Annotated in this window: 14 protein-coding genes and 1 pseudogene; 8 read left to right on the forward strand and 7 right to left on the reverse strand. The window is 37.4% G+C overall.

Going from position 1 to position 18,234, the window contains the following annotated elements; translation table 11 throughout:
- Positions 1-38: 38 nt before the first annotated feature.
- On the forward strand, positions 39-1,727 hold the full coding sequence (locus tag R3E32_08150) for a hypothetical protein (protein ID MEZ4884681.1): 1,689 nt from the start codon (positions 39-41) through the stop codon (positions 1,725-1,727).
- Positions 1,728-1,867: 140 nt separating this feature from the next.
- Here R3E32_08150 and R3E32_08155 read toward each other — a convergent pair whose 3' ends face one another.
- Both R3E32_08155 and R3E32_08160 read right to left on the reverse strand, forming a co-directional pair.
- The gene (locus R3E32_08155; protein ID MEZ4884682.1) at positions 1,868-3,355 is read right to left on the reverse strand and encodes a vanadium-dependent haloperoxidase; all 1,488 of its coding nucleotides are present in this window, start codon (positions 3,353-3,355) and stop codon (positions 1,868-1,870) included.
- Positions 3,356-4,058: 703 nt separating this feature from the next.
- Positions 4,059-5,252 carry an MFS transporter gene (locus R3E32_08160; GenBank protein MEZ4884683.1) on the reverse strand — a complete coding sequence of 398 codons (1,194 nt, stop codon included), beginning with the start codon at positions 5,250-5,252 and terminating at the stop codon, positions 4,059-4,061.
- A 206-nt stretch (positions 5,253-5,458) separates the two neighbouring features.
- Here R3E32_08160 and R3E32_08165 point away from each other — a divergent pair, with 206 nt between their 5' ends.
- The 7 genes from R3E32_08165 to R3E32_08195 all read left to right on the forward strand — a co-directional run bounded on the left by R3E32_08165 (position 5,459) and on the right by R3E32_08195 (position 10,535).
- Positions 5,459-6,028 (forward strand): DUF177 domain-containing protein, encoded by a 570-nt coding sequence (locus R3E32_08165; GenBank protein ID MEZ4884684.1) that lies wholly within the window; start codon positions 5,459-5,461, stop codon positions 6,026-6,028.
- Between the two features lie 21 nt (positions 6,029-6,049).
- Positions 6,050-6,238, forward strand: a complete 189-nt coding sequence (gene rpmF, locus R3E32_08170; protein ID MEZ4884685.1) for a 50S ribosomal protein L32 — start codon at positions 6,050-6,052, stop codon at positions 6,236-6,238.
- A 100-nt stretch (positions 6,239-6,338) separates the two neighbouring features.
- Positions 6,339-7,334, forward strand: coding sequence for a beta-ketoacyl-ACP synthase III (locus R3E32_08175; protein ID MEZ4884686.1), 996 nt, complete (start codon positions 6,339-6,341; stop codon positions 7,332-7,334).
- A 38-nt stretch (positions 7,335-7,372) separates the two neighbouring features.
- Positions 7,373-7,939, forward strand: coding sequence for an elongation factor P (gene efp, locus R3E32_08180; protein ID MEZ4884687.1), 567 nt, complete (start codon positions 7,373-7,375; stop codon positions 7,937-7,939).
- A gap of 77 nt (positions 7,940-8,016) precedes the next feature.
- A complete protein-coding gene (accB, locus tag R3E32_08185; GenBank protein MEZ4884688.1) occupies positions 8,017-8,532 on the forward strand; it encodes an acetyl-CoA carboxylase biotin carboxyl carrier protein in 516 nt (171 codons plus the stop codon).
- Between the two features lie 108 nt (positions 8,533-8,640).
- Positions 8,641-9,975, forward strand: a complete 1,335-nt coding sequence (accC, locus tag R3E32_08190; GenBank protein ID MEZ4884689.1) for an acetyl-CoA carboxylase biotin carboxylase subunit — start codon at positions 8,641-8,643, stop codon at positions 9,973-9,975.
- Positions 9,976-10,001: 26 nt separating this feature from the next.
- Positions 10,002-10,535 (forward strand): dihydrofolate reductase family protein, encoded by a 534-nt coding sequence (locus R3E32_08195; GenBank protein ID MEZ4884690.1) that lies wholly within the window; start codon positions 10,002-10,004, stop codon positions 10,533-10,535.
- A 137-nt stretch (positions 10,536-10,672) separates the two neighbouring features.
- Here R3E32_08195 and R3E32_08200 read toward each other — a convergent pair whose 3' ends face one another.
- The 5 genes and pseudogenes from R3E32_08200 to R3E32_08220 form a co-directional block, all read right to left on the reverse strand.
- Entirely contained in the window at positions 10,673-13,747 is a 3,075-nt protein-coding gene (locus R3E32_08200) for a hypothetical protein (protein MEZ4884691.1), read from the reverse strand.
- Positions 13,748-14,136: 389 nt separating this feature from the next.
- Entirely contained in the window at positions 14,137-15,237 is a 1,101-nt protein-coding gene (locus R3E32_08205; protein MEZ4884692.1) for an AAA family ATPase, read from the reverse strand.
- A 22-nt stretch (positions 15,238-15,259) separates the two neighbouring features.
- Positions 15,260-16,096, reverse strand: coding sequence for a DUF4249 domain-containing protein (locus R3E32_08210; protein ID MEZ4884693.1), 837 nt, complete (start codon positions 16,094-16,096; stop codon positions 15,260-15,262).
- 325 nt (positions 16,097-16,421) lie between these two features.
- Positions 16,422-16,790: pseudogene (locus tag R3E32_08215) on the reverse strand (group I intron-associated PD-(D/E)XK endonuclease).
- 441 nt (positions 16,791-17,231) lie between these two features.
- Positions 17,232-18,224: a hypothetical protein gene (locus tag R3E32_08220; protein MEZ4884694.1), complete on the reverse strand. Its 993-nt coding sequence runs from the start codon at positions 18,222-18,224 to the stop codon at positions 17,232-17,234.
- Positions 18,225-18,234: the final 10 nt, after the last annotated feature.

Here is an 18,234-nt window from a genome sequence, read left to right on the forward strand (position 1 = left end):
AACAAAAATAACAAAGAAAAACCAATAAATACCACAAAATGCAAAAACTACTTGCCCTAACTACTTGCTTTTTAATCACTTCAATGCTTACAGCACAGCATACCAATATTCCGTTGAATGCGATTGACTATCATTTGATTGACCGTATCGAAATCAAATCAGGCAATGTGAGCAATCAAATTCATACGTCTTTGAAGCCTTACAGTCGATTAGATGCGGTCGTGTATGCCGAATCAGCAGATACGATGAATAGTGCCAATTTTGGGCGTTTAGACCGCTTGAACCAGTATTATCTCTACAAAAACAACAACGAATGGAAAGAAGATAGAGGTTTGATAGAGAGTAAAAAACCTTTATTAAAACATTTTTACCAATACAAATCCGATTTTTATTACCACCGTGATGGGAATGATTTTTTGGTGAAGGTGAATCCCATTCTACATCTGCAATTGGGTAAAAGTTCGGACACTGATGGACTGCGCTACCAAAATCAGAAGGGAGTAGAAGTTCGTGGATGGATAGGGCAGAAACTCGGTTTTTATACTTCGCTGACTGACAATCAATCATCGTTTCCAAATTACATTGAAGATCGAATAAGAGAAGCTGGCGCAGTGCCTGGTGAAGGGCGATTCAAGGAGTTTGAAAGTGGTATTGGAGACAATTTGTTTGCGTTTGGTCACGATTATTACACCGCCAATGGCTACATCACTTTCAGCCCAATTGAGCAAATCAGCCTACAAATGGGACACGATAAAAACTTCATTGGCAATGGTATCCGTTCGCTGCTCTTGTCTGATTACTCCAACAATTATTTCTTTTTGAAGGTCAATACTAAAATATGGAAATTCAACTACCAAAATCTTTTCATGGAATTGACCTCACAGTTCGATCGAGGTGCAGATGCTCTTTTACCTTCAAAATATGCTGCTATGCACCACCTCAGCTTCAATGCAACCAAATGGCTAAACTTGGGCGTTTTTGAGGCCGTAGTATTTCAGCGAGATACAGGATTTGAAATGCAGTATTTGAATCCTTTGATTTTTTACAGAGCTGTTGAATTTCATTTGGGTAGCGCCGACAATGTGTTGTTGGGTTTGGACTACAAAGCCAATATAGCTCAGAAGTTTTCACTGTATGGACAGTTGGTTTTGGACGAATTGCGGTTTGGAGAAGTGACGAGTGGTGATGGTTGGTGGGGCAACAAGTTTGGCGTACAGATGGGATTGAAGTACATCGATGTAGCAAATATTTCAAATTTAGATGCTCAGTTTGAATTCAATACGGTACGCCCTTACACTTACACACATCAAACGCAACAAGCAAATTATACGCATTTCAACCAGCCTTTGGCGCATCCTTTGGGGGCAAATTTCAGAGAGTTTTTGGGGGTATTTCGCTACCGTACAGCAAAAAATGTGTTTATGGATTGGCGGTTGATGTATGCTCAATATGGAGCAGATATTGCAGAGGACAACTATGGCGGCAATATTTTTACGCCCAATGACACCCGACTAATGGAATATGGGAATTCTTTGTTGCAAGGCAATCAAACCAATATTTTGTTGAGTGATTTTACGCTTTCGTATATGATGAAATTCAATTTTTTCCTTGATTTTCACTATACTTTCCGCAATAGTAAGGAGGAGTTGAGTGGCATTTCGGCTTCCGAAAATTTTGTAGGTTTGGGAATGCGCTTAAATTTTCAGCAGCGAAAGGACTTGTTTTGAGTACAATGCCAAGAATATTCATTAACTGTTGATTATCAAAACATTGTATAATTCCACCGATAAGTTTGAGATGAAATCTTTTAGAAGCCTAAAAGATTTCATCTCAAGTACTTATGTATAAATCGAAGAAAACCTATATTTTACATGGTTGTTCCTTCAATATGCTTATTGTAGAATTTCCAAACTTCATGGGCAACATTTCTACCCAATTCTAAACCAGCAACATTATCGGCTTGAATATGGTAACCTCCTAACACTCTTGATATTCCAGCCATATTTGCCGTTTCTGTGAAGGTAGGAAAATGAAGTGTGATGGTATCACCCAAGTTATCAGGTTCGGTCAATATACCTGGCACCAAATCCACTTCTTCTCCAAATTTATCACTTCCTGTATATAGTTTCAGGGCTTCTGAACAAGCCCCACTTATGGTACTATGCCCAGAAACATAACTAGGAAATGGAGGACACAAAAAAGTTTCGGGTGAATAAGGTCGCCACTCCTGCCCTTTCATCTCCATCATTCCTTTTTCTGGACCTCCCCAAGCTTTGATAACCTGATCCTCGTAGTATTGGTGAACTAGGGCATAAGGTCGAGCAAAATCGTAATACATTTTTGATTCCCAAGAAGCAATGAATGCATCCATTGCGGTAACTTGATTGAGGAAATACATTTTGACATCTTCATCCAATGTATGGTTATCTCTTCTCGAAACATCTTGTGCAAAATTCAACCAGTGACCTGCCTGCTGAACAGATTTTGGTCCATCGCGCATAAACTCAACCAATGCCCGCTGTTCGTCGGTTAAATTGGCTTGTAGTTCAATCACTTCCTGCACCTCTTTTTCCAATTGTTCTGAACCTATCATTGGTGGAGGGCCTGGTCTGAACTGATCTGATGATTTCAAAGCAATTGGTTTGACTTTATCCCAAAAAGGTGTCAAACAACCAGGTGCGAACTTACCTCCTTTCCCATCTGAAAAATACTTGGGTTGCCAGCGATTGGGATCTACATTTTTATCTACTGAATTGACAGGTTGGTAACCTGCATAGTCAAAATAAGGCTGCCCATTGGAGTTTTCTTCTTCGCCATACTGATTCGCCCCATCGTGTTTTCTTGCTTCAATAACAGCTTGGGCGGCCAAATTTCCAATTCCTTCTGGCGTAGTAGCATCCATGGAGTGATTGTTGGGATCAAATCCCAATTCCTTCATAAACTGCTCAAAAAGCACACTATCGGAGTAATAATACTCATTCATCGCTCTAAGTGCAGCATAACTTATCGCAATTTCTTTGTTTTTGAGTGTTTGCTCACTTTCGGGTCGTCTCTCCACATTTGTAAGATATACAGGTGTTGAAGTGGAGTCATATCTCGACCACGCATCAAAAACTGCTGTGAAAATTAGACCCAAATAACGTGAAGTGATGGTAGGACGAGGCTTGAATTTTTCGGTATCATTTGCAGTTGCCGTTAGAGCTATTTCACCCCATTTGTAAGCGATATTGTCTGTTCCTCTGGGTTCTTCTTCGGTAATTCCACTCTTTGCAGAGTCAGATTTTTGATGGTTCGCATCTTTACATCCGTTTAGGAGGAATATACCTAAGAGTGCTATAAATATTAATTTATTCATTTGTGATATTTTTATTTTCAAGAAAAATACGGGTAGTATTTATATAATAAAATGTATGAAAAGTAAATAATTTGTATGGATTAATAGATATCAATCTTTCCGCACAAGGTAAGGAAAAATTGAAATAGTAGCAACCCTCAAATAGGTAGGTTATATTGAACAATTAACTAAGTAAATAAAATATTTTATTTATATTACAATGACTATGAATTACTTAATTACATAAAAATAAATATCGGATGTCTTTTTTTGAGAACTATTCTAAGAACACTTTACACAACTAACCTGAAAAGTTTCTATTTAACAAATAATTAAAATAATAAATTAATCATAATTTATAAAAATCTATTTCAAATTACTCTTCTATACTTTCAAAGTAAAACAACCAAGTTTATTTTTAATGAAATTTTTGATATTTAGTACTTCTCAAAATCGTCTCCAATATTCAAGTAAGTGTTGAAGAATCAATTTTACACACAATTCATTGACCTTTATTCCTGTTGGCAAAGAATGAAGTGTTAAAGTTGGATTTTAAGACAGTAAAGAAAGGATCAGAAGAAGGTAAAAAAGACATTTGTGTAAAATAAGTTCGTTAAGAGCAAGGGACTTACAAATAGAGTTATCTATATTAATTTGTGTTATAAAATGCTGTATAGCAAATTATTTTATGGGAGTTACAAATAAATCCGCAGCAATATTAAAGCTAATTCCCTGCCGCCACCTTCAATTTTTTTGCCAACAAAAGACCTATTAAGCTAATGCCAATAGACAAATAACCTACCAAATGATAGCCTGATAAAGTCCCCGATCCATTGTCGACCACCAATGCGCCACTAATGATAGAAGCCAAGAAAATTCCCAACTGCTGGAAAGCCGACTTGACACTCATAAAACTACCTCGATTTTTGGGTCCTACACTTGCCGTAATCATTGCTTGAGGAGGAATCATTCGACCGCTACCCAATATAAAAAATAAGGTTGTAGCGATAAGTGCTACAAGAACGGGTATAGGAGGCATATTGGTAATCAACAAAACAGGTATAAAAGAAATAATCATCAATGCATAGAACAACTTCAATGCACCAAAGCGATCGGTTAATTTACCAATTATAGGGGCAGAAAAAACAGTAGCCAGACCGCCTGCAAAATACATCCAAGTGATTTGCCCTTGCGTAAAGCCTACATTGCGAATCATATAAGGTGCAATGAACGGAATGATGATGAAATGACCCAAAACCAATATAATACCCAAAAGCAAAGCATACAGTTGATTGGAGTCTGTTGTGATGTCGGTAACTACGCTTATCAGAGATTTATTCTTAACCCTGTGCTGCAAATGTTCCGTCATTACAGGAAAACGAAGCACTATTTGGGTGAGAATGATGATCCCTGTGCCAGATACAAACAAAAATGGTGCATACCAATCAAATTTTTCTGCCAGAAATAAGCCCAAAGGAACACCCAAAGCGGCAGCGGCTGAAAAGGCCGCAGTCAAAATGCCCATTGCTGAGCCGCGTCGTTCAAAAGGATAAATATCGCTGACCACCGACAAAACCAAAGCACCAATCATACCTCCAAATATGCCTGTGGTGAATCGAATAATTAAAAAACTGACATAACTAAAAGCAAATGCACACAAAAAAGTCCCAATTGTGAATCCACAATAAATAAATAATAGGGCTTTTTTTCGGTCAAAACGGTCAATCAGAAACATACCTGTCAGGCTTGAAAAAAATGCACCCAAAGCATAAGAAGAAACCAACCAACTAAATTGCTGCGGACTTATATCATAAAGTTTCATAAAAACATCACCTAAAGGCATCATTATCATTACATCTACAATATTGGTGAAGTTGATAGTCGCCAATAGAAATAAAATAAACCGTTCTTGTTTCATAAAGTAAATCATTGAAGCTCTAAAGCTCAAACTAAGGTTGAATGAGTAGGATGAATATTTGAAAAATAGATTATTTTGCGCCTTATTCGGTATAGGCTGCAAACTATCACAAACAAGATGAAGCAAACAATGTTTTCAGACGATGGTTATTTGCAATTTTTTACGTACATTTGCACCGCTTTTTAAAAAACTAAAATTTTCGTTCCTTGAATCATTTATTAGAACGGAATAGTGGGACATTGAAGACTTTTAACATCCCTTTTATGGGGCTGAAAAAAGGAGTTCATCAGTTTCAGTATATTATTGATTCCAGTTTTTTCAAAGAATTTGAACATTCCCCTATTGAAGAAGGTGTGTTAGAAGTTGATTTAGAATTCAATAAAAAACACAATTTCTTTGAATTGGATTTTCAAATTGAAGGAAAAATAAAAGCAGAGTGTGATAGGTGTTCCGATGACTTTAATTTGGGAGTTGATGTTGAAGATCAAATAATTATTCAAATTCAACAAGCGGAAAATATATCAGACGAACGTGATTTGGATATCTTGAGCATACCAACTGATAGCATAGTTATCAATGTAGCCCATCTAATCTACGAAATCATTGTTTTGTCATTGCCGATTCGAAAGAATTGCAGCGATGATAGTATAGACGGAAAGAAGTGCAATGCGAAGATTATAAAGATTTTGAAAAAAAATCAACATTCAGAAGAAAATGTAACCGATCCTCGCTGGGAAGCACTTTTAAAATTAAAAGATAATAATAATAATAACTAATCCTTTAAATAGTTTAAAATAATGGCACATCCTAAGCGGAAAATCTCCAAAACAAGAAGAGACAAGCGTAGAACACACGTGAAAGCAGTAGCACCTACACTTGCAAAAGATTCAACAACCAACCAAACACACCTCTTTCACAGAGCTCATTGGTATGAAGGTAAACTTTACTACAAAGGTCAGTTGGTGATTGACAATGTTTCGGAATAAGCTCTGAAACTCACTGTCTATTCAATAGTGCCACGACTGATATGCTCATTAATCGTGGCACAATTTTTTTGTAATTCACTTATTTACAGAATTTTATCGCATGTCCAAACAATTAGCAGCCATCACTGGTGTTCATGGTTACCTGCCAGACTATGTATTGACGAATAAAGAATTAGAGCAAATAGTAGATACCAACGACGAATGGATTGTGACGAGAACAGGTATCAAAGAGCGTCGAATATTGAAGGGCGAAGGCTTAGGGACTTCCGATATGGCAGTAGAAGCAGTAAAAGGATTGCTAGAAAAGCGAAATCTGCAACCTACGGACATAGATTTGTTGATTTGTGCAACAACTACACCTGATATGTTTTTTCCCAGCACTGCTAATTTGATATGCCACAAAATTGGTGCTGCACCTGCCGGAAGTTTTGACATATTAGCGGCTTGTTCAGGATTTCTATATGCATTGTCAGTTGGCGCAAAATTCATAGAGTCAGGCACTTATCGCAGAGTTGTTGTAGTCGGTGCTGATAAAATGTCTTCAATTGTAAATTACGAAGACCGCACAACTTGTATTATTTTTGGAGATGGTGCTGCAGCAGTGCTTTTAGAGCCAGCTCAAGAAGGTGTGGGGATTAAAGATGAAATATTGCGTTCAGACGGATCGGGTGCCAAACATTTACACATGAAAGCGGGCGGTTCTAAACGTCCTGCAAGTATCGAAACAGTTACGAATAAAGAACATTATATCTTCCAAGATGGGAAAGCAGTGTTTAAATTTGCAGTGAAAAATATGGCAGATGTATCTGCTGAAATCATGGAACGCAACAATTTGACGGGGGAAGATGTCGCATGGTTGGTTCCGCATCAAGCCAATAAACGCATTATTGATGCTACTGCACGTAGAATGGGATTGACCGAAGATAAAGTAATGCTCAATATTGAACGCTATGGAAATACAACTGCGGCAACGATTCCTCTTTGTTTGTGGGATTGGGAAAAAGAGTTGAAGCGAGGCGACAATATTATTTTAGCTGCCTTTGGAGGTGGTTTTACATGGGGAGCTGTTTACCTTCAATGGGCATACAATTCCTAAGAAATTAGAAAAAATAACATAAAAATATTTAATAAATAATGGCTTCTACTTCAGAATTTAGAAATGGGTTCAGCATGGAACTTGACCATGGATTGTGGACAATCGTTGAGTTTTTGCATGTAAAACCTGGAAAAGGCCCTGCTTTCGTGCGAACAAAACTAAAAAATTTGGTTTCAGGTAAGGTCGTAGATCGTACGTTTCCATCGGGTTATAAAGTAACCGAAGCACGAATTGAAAGACGAACCTATCAGTATTTGTACAACGATCAGATGGGATATCATTTTATGAACAATGAAACCTATAGTCAAATAGCACTCGAAGAAAGCATGATCAATGCTCCTCAGTTTTTACTAGAAGGGCAAAATGTAGATATTTTGTTTCATGCTGAAAAAGAAAAAGCATTGGTTTGTGAACTCCCCCAGTATGTTATCCAAGAAATAACCTATACTGAAACAGGATTAAGAGGAGATACCGCTACCAATGTGACCAAACCTGCTACACTTGCATCAGGAGCAGAAGTCAATGTACCTTTGTTTATCAATCAAGGAGATAAAATTAGGGTCAGCACTGCTGATGGTAGCTATATGGAAAGGGTCAGAGATTAGTATATTTGCAAAAAGAAATGTTTTTCCTTGCATAAATTAGCCAACATTTACATCTTTACAGAAAGAAAATCCTCACTATGGACTTCAAACAAATCAAAGAATTAATTAGACTGATTGATCAAACAGATCTAAGCGAATTAAAAATTGAAACAGAGACCTTCAAAATAAGCCTTCGTTCTAAGGCATATACCGAAGCAGTCAACAAAGGCAAATCGGTCAGTAGCGTTTCTTTTCCTTCTACATCACAGATGCCAACACCTGTTGCTCCTTTAGCAACTGTTGTAAGTGCAACTCCTAATCAAGAAGCAAAAGAACATGCAGTTGGTACAACCGAAAAGTCCAACAACGATAAGCTGTTCACCATCAAATCACCTATGATTGGTACATTTTATCGGTCTTCTTCACCAGACAAACCTCCTTTCATCAAAATTGGTGATACCATTTCAAAAGGAGATGTTCTATGTATTGTAGAAGCCATGAAACTTTTCAACGAGATAGAGTCGGAAATAAATGGTAAGGTTGTAGAAATATTGTTAGACGATTCGTCTCCAGTAGAGTACGACCAAGATTTATTCCGTGTAGAACTTGCCTAGAGAAAGCTCTAATTCAAAAAATAAATTCAAATTCAAACTCAAATAATTCTGTGTCAAAAACATAGACTTTTGATTTTGGTTTTCATTTTGATTGACAATCAGTAACCGATGTTTCAAAAAATACTTATTGCAAATAGAGGAGAAATTGCTTTGCGTGTTATTCGTACCTGCAAAGAAATGGGTATCAAAACAGTAGCTGTTTATTCTACTGCCGATAAGGATAGTTTACATGTCCGTTTTGCAGACGAAGCCGTTTGCATTGGACCTCCCTCTAGCAAGGATTCTTACCTCAATGTACCACATATCATGGCAGCTGCTGAAGTAACAAATGCAGATGCCATTCATCCAGGATATGGATTCTTGGCAGAGAATGCCCACTTTGCAGAAATATGCGCAGATTACAATATCAAATTTATTGGCCCTACTGCTTCAATGATTCGAAGTATGGGGGATAAAATCACCGCAAAGCAAACCATGAGAGAAGCAGGTGTACCTGTTATCCCAGGTTCTGACGGATTGATACACGATATAGAAGAAGGAAAAAAAATAGCAAATGAAATCGGCTATCCTATTATTTTGAAAGCAACCGCAGGTGGTGGAGGAAAAGGTATGAGGGTAGTATGGGATGCCTCTGCTTTTGAGAAGCATTGGGACAGCGCACGTCAAGAGGCAAAAGCTTCTTTTGGAAACGATGGGATTTACATCGAAAAATTTATTGAAGAACCCCGACATATTGAAATTCAAATAGTAGGCGATCAATACGGCAAGGCCTGTCACTTATCAGAAAGAGATTGTAGCATACAACGCCGCCACCAAAAACTAGTGGAAGAATCTCCTTCGCCTTTCATGGATGATGAACTTCGTGAAAAAATGGGTGCAGCGGCTATCAAAGCTGCAAATTCTATCAACTACGAAAGTTTGGGTACAATAGAATTTTTGGTTGATAAATACAGGAATTTCTACTTTATGGAGATGAACACCCGTGTACAAGTAGAACATCCTGTTACAGAGGAGGTTGTTAATTTTGACCTTATCAAAGAACAGATAAAGGTGGCAGCAGGTGTAGCAATTTCTGGAAAAAATTATTATCCGATTGGTCATGCTATTGAATGTCGTATCAATGCAGAAGACCCTTACAACGATTTTCGACCTAGTCCTGGTAAAATCACAGAATTGCATACATCAAAAGGTCATGGTGTGCGTGTAGATACGCATATACATGCAGGATATACTGTTCCTCCTTACTACGATTCTTTGCTTGCAAAAGTAATCGTTCACGCCAATGATAGAGATCAAGCTATTGCTAAAATGAAGCGAGCATTGGAAGAATTTATCATTGAAGGTGTGAAAACTACAATTCCTTTTCACCTCAAATTGATGGATGATGAGCGATTTAGGGAAGGAAACTTCAATACCAGTTTCTTGAATGATTTTGAATACTAAAGATTTGTAATTTTTATTTCATTCTCGTGCGGAAAATCAAACTTTACATTGCTACGAGTATTAATGGCTACATTGCCAAATCAGATGGCAGCGTAGGATGGCTCGATACGATTCCCAATCCTAATCCAACTGATTATGGTTATTTTGACTTCTTGAAAAGCGTTGACACGACCCTAATGGGCAATGCTACCTACCAACAAATCCTTGGCTTTGATGTTCCTTTTCCCTATGCCGATAAAATCAATTATGTGTTTAGTCGAACTCAATCAGGTGTGGATGAATATGCAACTTTTGTAAGTGAAAATATAGTGGAGTTTGTGCAAGAACTGACAACGCAAGAGGGTAAAGATATTTGGCTTGTTGGAGGAGGAGAACTAAATGGCTTTTTTCTGAAAAATGGGCTAATAGATGAAATGATTGTGTCGGTGATGCCTATGGTTTTGGGAAGCGGAATTCCACTTTTTGGAACAGGAGTGAAAGACGTAGAAATTCCGTTTGGCTTAAAAGAGGTGGTTTCCTTTGAAACTGGAGCGGTGCAGTTGGTGTATGAAAAGCATTAAATTACAAAATCTGTGAAATGAGACTTCGATAGTATATTCTTTTTAGACTTTGAAAAGATTACACTAAAAACACAGTTCCCCCCCAAAAAGCGGCTTCCCAATCCAATAAAATTGCCATGAATTGAAACGTTTACCACTTACTTCTTATAAAAATCTCCTCTCGAAGAAGTCATATAATTAGTACCCAATAAACTACGCAACAATTTTGCTGTATTCTCCAAATCAATGAAATCGGGCAATTTTTCCAAGCCATATTGCAAAAATCCCATTTTTTCCTTTTTGCGTTTGCGGAAAATCTGTTCATCATCTGCAAGAGCAGGACTTGCATTGGTTTCGTTATTATCAAGCAACCATTGAAGGTAATCATCCAAAATTCGCAAGATGTAATCCCATTGATCAAAAATGCTTTGTACCAATCCCAAGTCTTGATGGGCATCTTCAATAATCAACAGTTGAATCACCTTTTCTTCCATTGAAGGGCGTGTATCCGCTACTTTCATACTTGGAAAAAGTTTATCAAAATCTCCTTTGACAGTCAATTCATTCAGAGGTGAACCAACCATCACATATTGATGCGTTTCAGGGAAAAGTGACCACATCAATTCATTTAACAATACTGACAAAGTAGCAATGACTTGCAACACTTCTTCTTTTTCAAAACTATCGTCCATCTCTATGGTCAAGATAGCAATTCGTCCCAGATGATATTCACGCACAGGTACTTCTCTTTCACCCACTCTTGTATAGTTAAATGCATTGGTGACAAGACTAATGCCTGTTTTGAAGCTGAAATAACCTTTTGTTATCACATCAAAAGTGCCTTCACACAAATCCAAACTCATTCGACTGCTCGGTTCTTTGTGGTGTGAATTGGTCAAAGGCGGACGTAGTTTGTGCAAAGTCACCTCCAAATCAGGGCGATACGCAATGACCGCTTCTGGAGGATGGTGATTCGCTCGCAGCACCCGATTGTTGTGGTCATACCCCCGCACATTGAAGGGGCGACCATTAAAGGCATGGGTTTGATCGGGTAGGTAGTTTTGAAACAGCAAATCGTAGGAAGTCACCTGCAAAACATTTCTAGCTTGGTCGCTGATTTGCACATTTCGCAAGAAACTCAGTTTGATGTCGTCTTTGATTTTGGGCTGCAAACGGTATTTGACGATTTCTCGGAAACGGTCATCTGCTTTGTCAAATTCAAATACAGTTTTGATAGACAAATAGTTGGATGCTACAATGTCGATACTAAACGCAATTTTGAAAAGTTTGTGCAATTCCTGTTTGACAAAACGAGCATCTGGACTGATCCAACTCAACTGCTCCAAAATGTCCCGTTCTGAAAGGTCGTGATTAACCATGCGCTCCAACAGGGTTCGAGCTACTTCAAAACGGCTGATCATTTTGCGGGAACTCAGTGGATATATAGGAGTTTTGATAAAGTATTCGATGTTGTCTGCCAAATAAGAACGCAGCATATAGGGGGGGGAAACAACGTGGACAAATGCCTGATCTTGTGCATATACTTCCCATTTTTTGAGGGTCGTAATCAGATTGAAGTCCGTATCTCTCGCCAAAATAAAGCTATTGTCGAAAGGTTTCATCAAAAAACTAACCTGTTCGTGTCCAACTTCTTGCACTGCTTTTTGCTTCAATGTGCGTGAAGAAACAGGCGTTTGCATCAAACTACCTGCATTGTTGTCGAGTTCTTCGAGGTATTCGTAAAATGGAAGTTCCTGTTGTCCAACCAATTCGATGTTTTTCATCTGCTCCCTTCTCGGTAACAGAGCCAATACTGCTTCTGCGCCCAAAAACATTTCGATGTGTCCACTCAATACTTTGTGTTGGAAAAAACTATCACCTTCCAATTGCCAACAAATCACAAACGTCTTGCGGGGCATCAAATGACGCATCCGCACCTCTGCCAAGTCTTTTTTGACATCCAAATTTCGCATGACCGAAGATTGCAGTGCTTCTCGATAATTGGAGAGTACAATACTTTGGATATTAGGAGATTGGTCACGCAAAATGCTCAACAAGATGCTATTGGAGGTCAGCGATTCGGAAAAAATTTCGGTGCCATTCAAAAACAAAACGGTCTTCAATTGGTCAAACCATTGATGCGACACGATGTTTTTCTCCAAAATATCGTCTGCCGAACTCACAATAATGCGAGAAGCGAGTTCAACGTCTTCTACTTTATTGAAAATCTGCACTTTCCAAAAATCACGATTGGAGGTAAGTTTGTAGAACCAATCGTTGATCCATTCGATGATTTCTTGGTGGTATTCAGAATTGGCATAACATCTTTTTGCAGTCAATACCAAAATATTCTCTCCATCCATCAATCGCCGCATGAAAACGGTGAACAAAATCGGAGCTGTATGGTCAGTAATCACATCATCAATCAATAAATCCGTTCTTTTGGTAAGTTCTTCAATGATATGATAATCATTGATATTCAGCTTATAACCAGCACTAATGAGGTTTTGGGCTTCAATAATATCGATTTTTGAAGGTGGATGCAATTCTATTCCTTTTGCCTTGTAGTACCAAGCTACCAATACTTTTTCTTCCCAGATTCGTTGGTATTCCTCCCAAAGATTGTAATAGTCCAGAGGCACTTCAAGGGTAGGTTTGGTTTCGGGCATGTCTTCGGGAGATTCAATTCGTGGGTGTTGCAAATACCAAAAAAGTTCTACCACAATGAGCAGTGAAAAACCGCCTAAAGCTGAAAAAGTAGGAAAATCATCGTTGTAGGCTTCTACAATTTTGAGGAAAAACACGACCAAAAACAAACCCAATCCAAACCATCGAAGATAGCCGAAATACATACCAGGATAGACCCATTCTTTCTTCAATACCGAACCTTGTTTGGGGTCTTGTTTGTAGGCAAGTGACCACTTTGGAATTGAAGGTTGACCTGCTTGTTTTCCTTTAAAAATCCGTCCTCCCTCATTGACTACCAACTTGATAAGCGCAAAAACTCCAATCATCAAAAGCGTATAAACCAACTCTGCATAGGCTTTGAAGCCTTCAATGTCGTACAATACAGAATCCAATTCAAAGAAAAGGTACACAGAACCAATCATCCACAAAATAGAGAGATACACGCACCAATGTTGTCGATAACGCTCCCCCATTTTGCGGTTGCCAATGAGAAGTAGGATGTAAAGGGCAGCAAAGGATATTAGTAAGAAAAAAATGTTTTCCATATTTTTTTAAAAATAAGATTGGAATGTGTTGGGATTTTTGGCAATTTGCAAAAGCATCAACATTCTCAAAAGAAAAATCTAAAATACGCTAATTATTTATTTTATAATCCTTTTTGTGGGTAAAAAGCTGAAAGAATGATAAACCTGTCTAAATTGAGAATAGTTCCCGCTTCAACTGTTGAAGTAGTTAGCGGCACAGGCAATTAACTTTGGTTAGTAGTGTTCGGTCAATCTTGAATTAAAGAATCACTTGCTCAAATACATATTTTTAAAAAAAATATTTTTAACTAAATTATATTGAATCCTTAATACTTGTAGGTCTTGTTATAAGTGTAATCAATAATTAGTTTTATTGGCATAAAGTGCAGATTTTTTTTTATTGCTCTTTCCTACCCCAACCCAATCACCTTCACAATCCGATCCACATCCACGTGTTTGTCAAACAATTCAATCGCTCGTTTCACCTTTTGAGGAGTTTTAGTGTTGATTTTCACTTCAATTTGGTTGAGTTTGGTAATCGCCTCGTAGGTATCATAGTTGGTGCGTATTGTTGCGATGTGGTGTCGTTTCAAAAAATCCGCATTTTTCTTAGAAACCTCATCGTCGCCTGTCAGCACCAATCCAGCAAGGTGTGGCTCCGTATTTTGTTGTTTCCAAAAAGCTCGAAGTCTGTCCAATGCGGCGTTCAGTCGTCGGCTGCTGACCATGAGGAGGTACTGTACATTTTTGTCCAAATCTTGTCTTTCGGTCAGTGAACCTGCCAAATAATCCTGCACCAAATTGCCCATTCCTTCCTCACCGCAGAAAATCTCTCCCCTCAGTGTTTTCTTCACCGTTGACATTTGTGGATAGGCAAGCTCTTTTTCGAAGGGTAAAAAACCAAAAATCTCAATCCCTAACTGTTCCAAGCGTTTGTGTAAGTAGTTTTGCACCTTGTCCATTTTGTTTTCCAACACTTTGTTGATAATCACGCCATGAACTTGTACGCCAGAGTAAGCAAAAAAATGTTTGCAGAGCATCAAGCGATCCACCGTACTCCCAATTCCACCTTCCACAATCAGCACCACACCTGTATTCAAAAACTTGGCTACCTGAGCATTGGAGTAATCCACCACCGAACAAACCCCGGGGTGTCCAGTTCCTTCATACACCACTACTTCATGGCGGTTCTCCAATATTTTTGCCGCATTTTGCAGAGACTCAGTTAACTCTTGGTAATTGGGTTGGTCAATGTAGTCTGTCACCATACTTCCCCCTGCAATGATCGGACTGTGAATACGAGGTTCTAACGAAAAATTCATTATATCTGCAAACAGAACCGCATCTTTATCCACCCTATGACCATCTACTTCCAGAAATTTTTCCCCACAGGGTTTGCAATAACCCACATCCCGACTCCTGTTCTTCAAAGCATTCATCAGCCCTAAAGTGGAAGTCGTTTTACCTACATGCTGATTCGTTGCCGCAATATAAACTGTACCTTGTGCCATTGTATGTATCAATTTTTCAATTTCACTTCAATATAATCTGTTCTTCATCAAAAGAAAGTGCTGTAAATATCCCCAAGCCACCTTCAATATTTGACTCAATTCTTGCTGCTCGTCCAAGTGGGCTTCCATTTGCGCTGATGGCATCCCCCACAGTTTCGAGATAGTCGTAAAAGTCCTTTGAAATGTTGTAGAGCCGAACGGTAATCGTGTCGTTTTGGTCAAAATTGAAGCCTGTGCCTCTCAAGCTTCGCTGATTTTCAAAAGATTTGTCCGAAAAAGACCAATGGTAAAGAGAGTCCGTGCTATTGGATTGTGCATTGTCAAACCAAACATGGTAGTAGTTTTCTACATCCATTTGATCGTCAAAAAACATAATGACCGATGCTTGTGCCGAGTCATTGAGAGAATAGGTGACAGTATCAACTCTCACCACATCCAAAAAAGTAGCCCTTGCGCTGACCGTTCTACCCAAACCGTCCTTGACTTGCAATTCATACGGAAATTTGTCAAATTTCACCACTCCCGTTGTTCCTATATAAAAATTTAACGTGTCAATATATACCAAAGTATCTGTCACACCCAAATGACTGATGGTCACAGTGGCATCTGCAATGGATCGAAATGCACCTACATCAAAATAGCTCGCACTTTCGGTCAGCGACAAGATATAAGGTAAGTTGGGCTCAATGTAAGATTCTACCACCAACTGACTCTCAATCGGCGGGAGGTCAATTTCTACAATTTTTTCGCAAGACCACAAAAACAGGCTGCAAAAAACAACAAATAGGGCTATAAAAACAATGCAATATTTCTTCATGCGGTTGTTTACGAATTCATCTGTTAGTTTAGATATGTGCATCTGTGGTAAGGTATTGAGAAATAACGCTTCAGATAAAAAATTGCCTGCAAAAATGCTATCTAAAAAAGCAGTAAAATGAGAACATGCAATTTCACAAAAATACTGGTAGCGAAGTTACTAAAAAAAGCAATAAGATGGTTTTGGGGAATTAGGCTATATTTTTTTGGAGAATGGAATGTGGGGATAGAGAGGTTTACCTTCAATTGTTGTGTAGAGTCTTCTATACAGAGGTTGTGATTGTAAGTAAAATCATAGATGTGAATTCAGTTACTTATTACGCCATTATCTCCCACTTTTCCCTATAAATGGCAGATTTTGGTTTTCTTTATCTTTTATCATCCTCGACCAAATGAATTTCACTTCCATAACTTGTGAATACCTCACATGGCATTACATAAAAGACATGTAGTTCTTCGATATAAAGAATTGCAAAATCAAAATCATGCAAACAGTAGACGGAACGAACCATATTTCGACTATTTGTTTTGGTTCTTCTATTATCTACCACATAGTTGTTTTTATTGTTATCTTACCAAGCACTTCTTACTTGTACTTTTATCAATCTACCTTCAACATCCAAAACCAAATCATAAGGTAGTCTGTCACCAACAGGTTGTAATACTCCCCATCCTTGTTTTAACGCATATAAAATAACAGCCTGTTCTGCAATGTCTCCTTTTAATTTTGTGTTCATACTTATAATTAATTATTAATCAATTTATAAGATACGAAAAAACATGGAGATTTCAGAGAATTGATAATGAAAAATTTTGAATTTTGGAGTGACTGTAGAGCTAAAAAATGCCAACACCAGACGATTGGAAAACGAATTAAAGTCGATGAAAAGAGCGCAAAAAGAAAATAAACGAAAATTTGGACGAAATAATTGCACATCGTAAGCGGACTTGTAAACGAGTGGTTTAGGTGTGCAATTTGTGTTTTTGTGCGAACCCAAAAAGCGAACTGTTCGGAAATGGGAATTTCCCCTTGTAAACAGTCCGTAAACATACTGTTTACAAGTAGTTTACGGACTGTGATTTTCGTTTTTGAAAAGGGGTAAGCGAGCAAGTATTTGGAAACAGAAAATTCGTTTTGTAAGCAGGCTATAATCGTGTTATAAAAAAAATGAAAAGAATTACAATTCTCTGTAAATAGCAATAGGATCTATAATGTACTCATAATCTAACCTTCCAATAAACCCTTTTTCAAGTCCTGTTAATTTCGGTACAATATTAAGAATAGCCTCTTTTATGTTGCCTTGCTTTTTCTTACCTTGAATATCATAACTTAATTCAAGGTTATTCTTCAATATTTCTAATCTTGTTGGCTCATTTAAATTTCTTGATGTTTGTGTCAATATTCCAAATATAGTGAATGGCTTTTCGGTTTCACGTGAATATTTTCCTACAACTTCATACTCATTTTCTTTCAAAAAATTTCTGTTTATGATTGAGGTAAATAAGTAATTTTCAATTTCACTGGGAAATGGAATTTGGACTTCAAATTGTGATTTATACATATGATTAATCACATAAACTAAACTTTCTAAAAACTTGTCATCCATATTTAAACCAGATTCAAGTAACTGTTTTTTTGAATTTGTTTTAGATGAAAGTAACTGTTTAGCTTTATTTCTTTTATTCCTATCTTTAATTTGTGAAACAGTTTTTTCTAATTCATTAACTTTTTTGTTTTTTTCTTGACTGGCTATGTATCCTATTGATTCCCCTAACTGGTTGAAATTTTTAAATGTTTCTACAAGCATTTTTGAATCATTAAATACAATTTGACCAGTCAACTTTACAAAATGAAAGTCATTAATCTCTTTGATTTGGCTACTAATATTCTGTCTATCAATTGACAATACTTTTTTTTCATTGATTAAAGCATTTTCAAAAATAGTGTATGAGTAGTCATGTAGGAATTTTTTTTCAGTATGATTTGTATATTCTTCAATAATATCTGCCATTAACCTACCACTCATCAAATTTCCTTTTTGTTTTTCTTCATCTGTATATTTCTTACTTTTTGATTTTACCAAATATTCAGTAAGTCCTTCAAAAAGTTGTGAAGAAATAGAATACATTTTTTGATTATCTAAGTAAATGAATGATTTAATTTTTTTCATCGAATCTTGT

The organism is Chitinophagales bacterium, assembly GCA_041392475.1.
Lineage (GTDB): Bacteria > Bacteroidota > Bacteroidia > Chitinophagales > UBA2359 > JAUHXA01.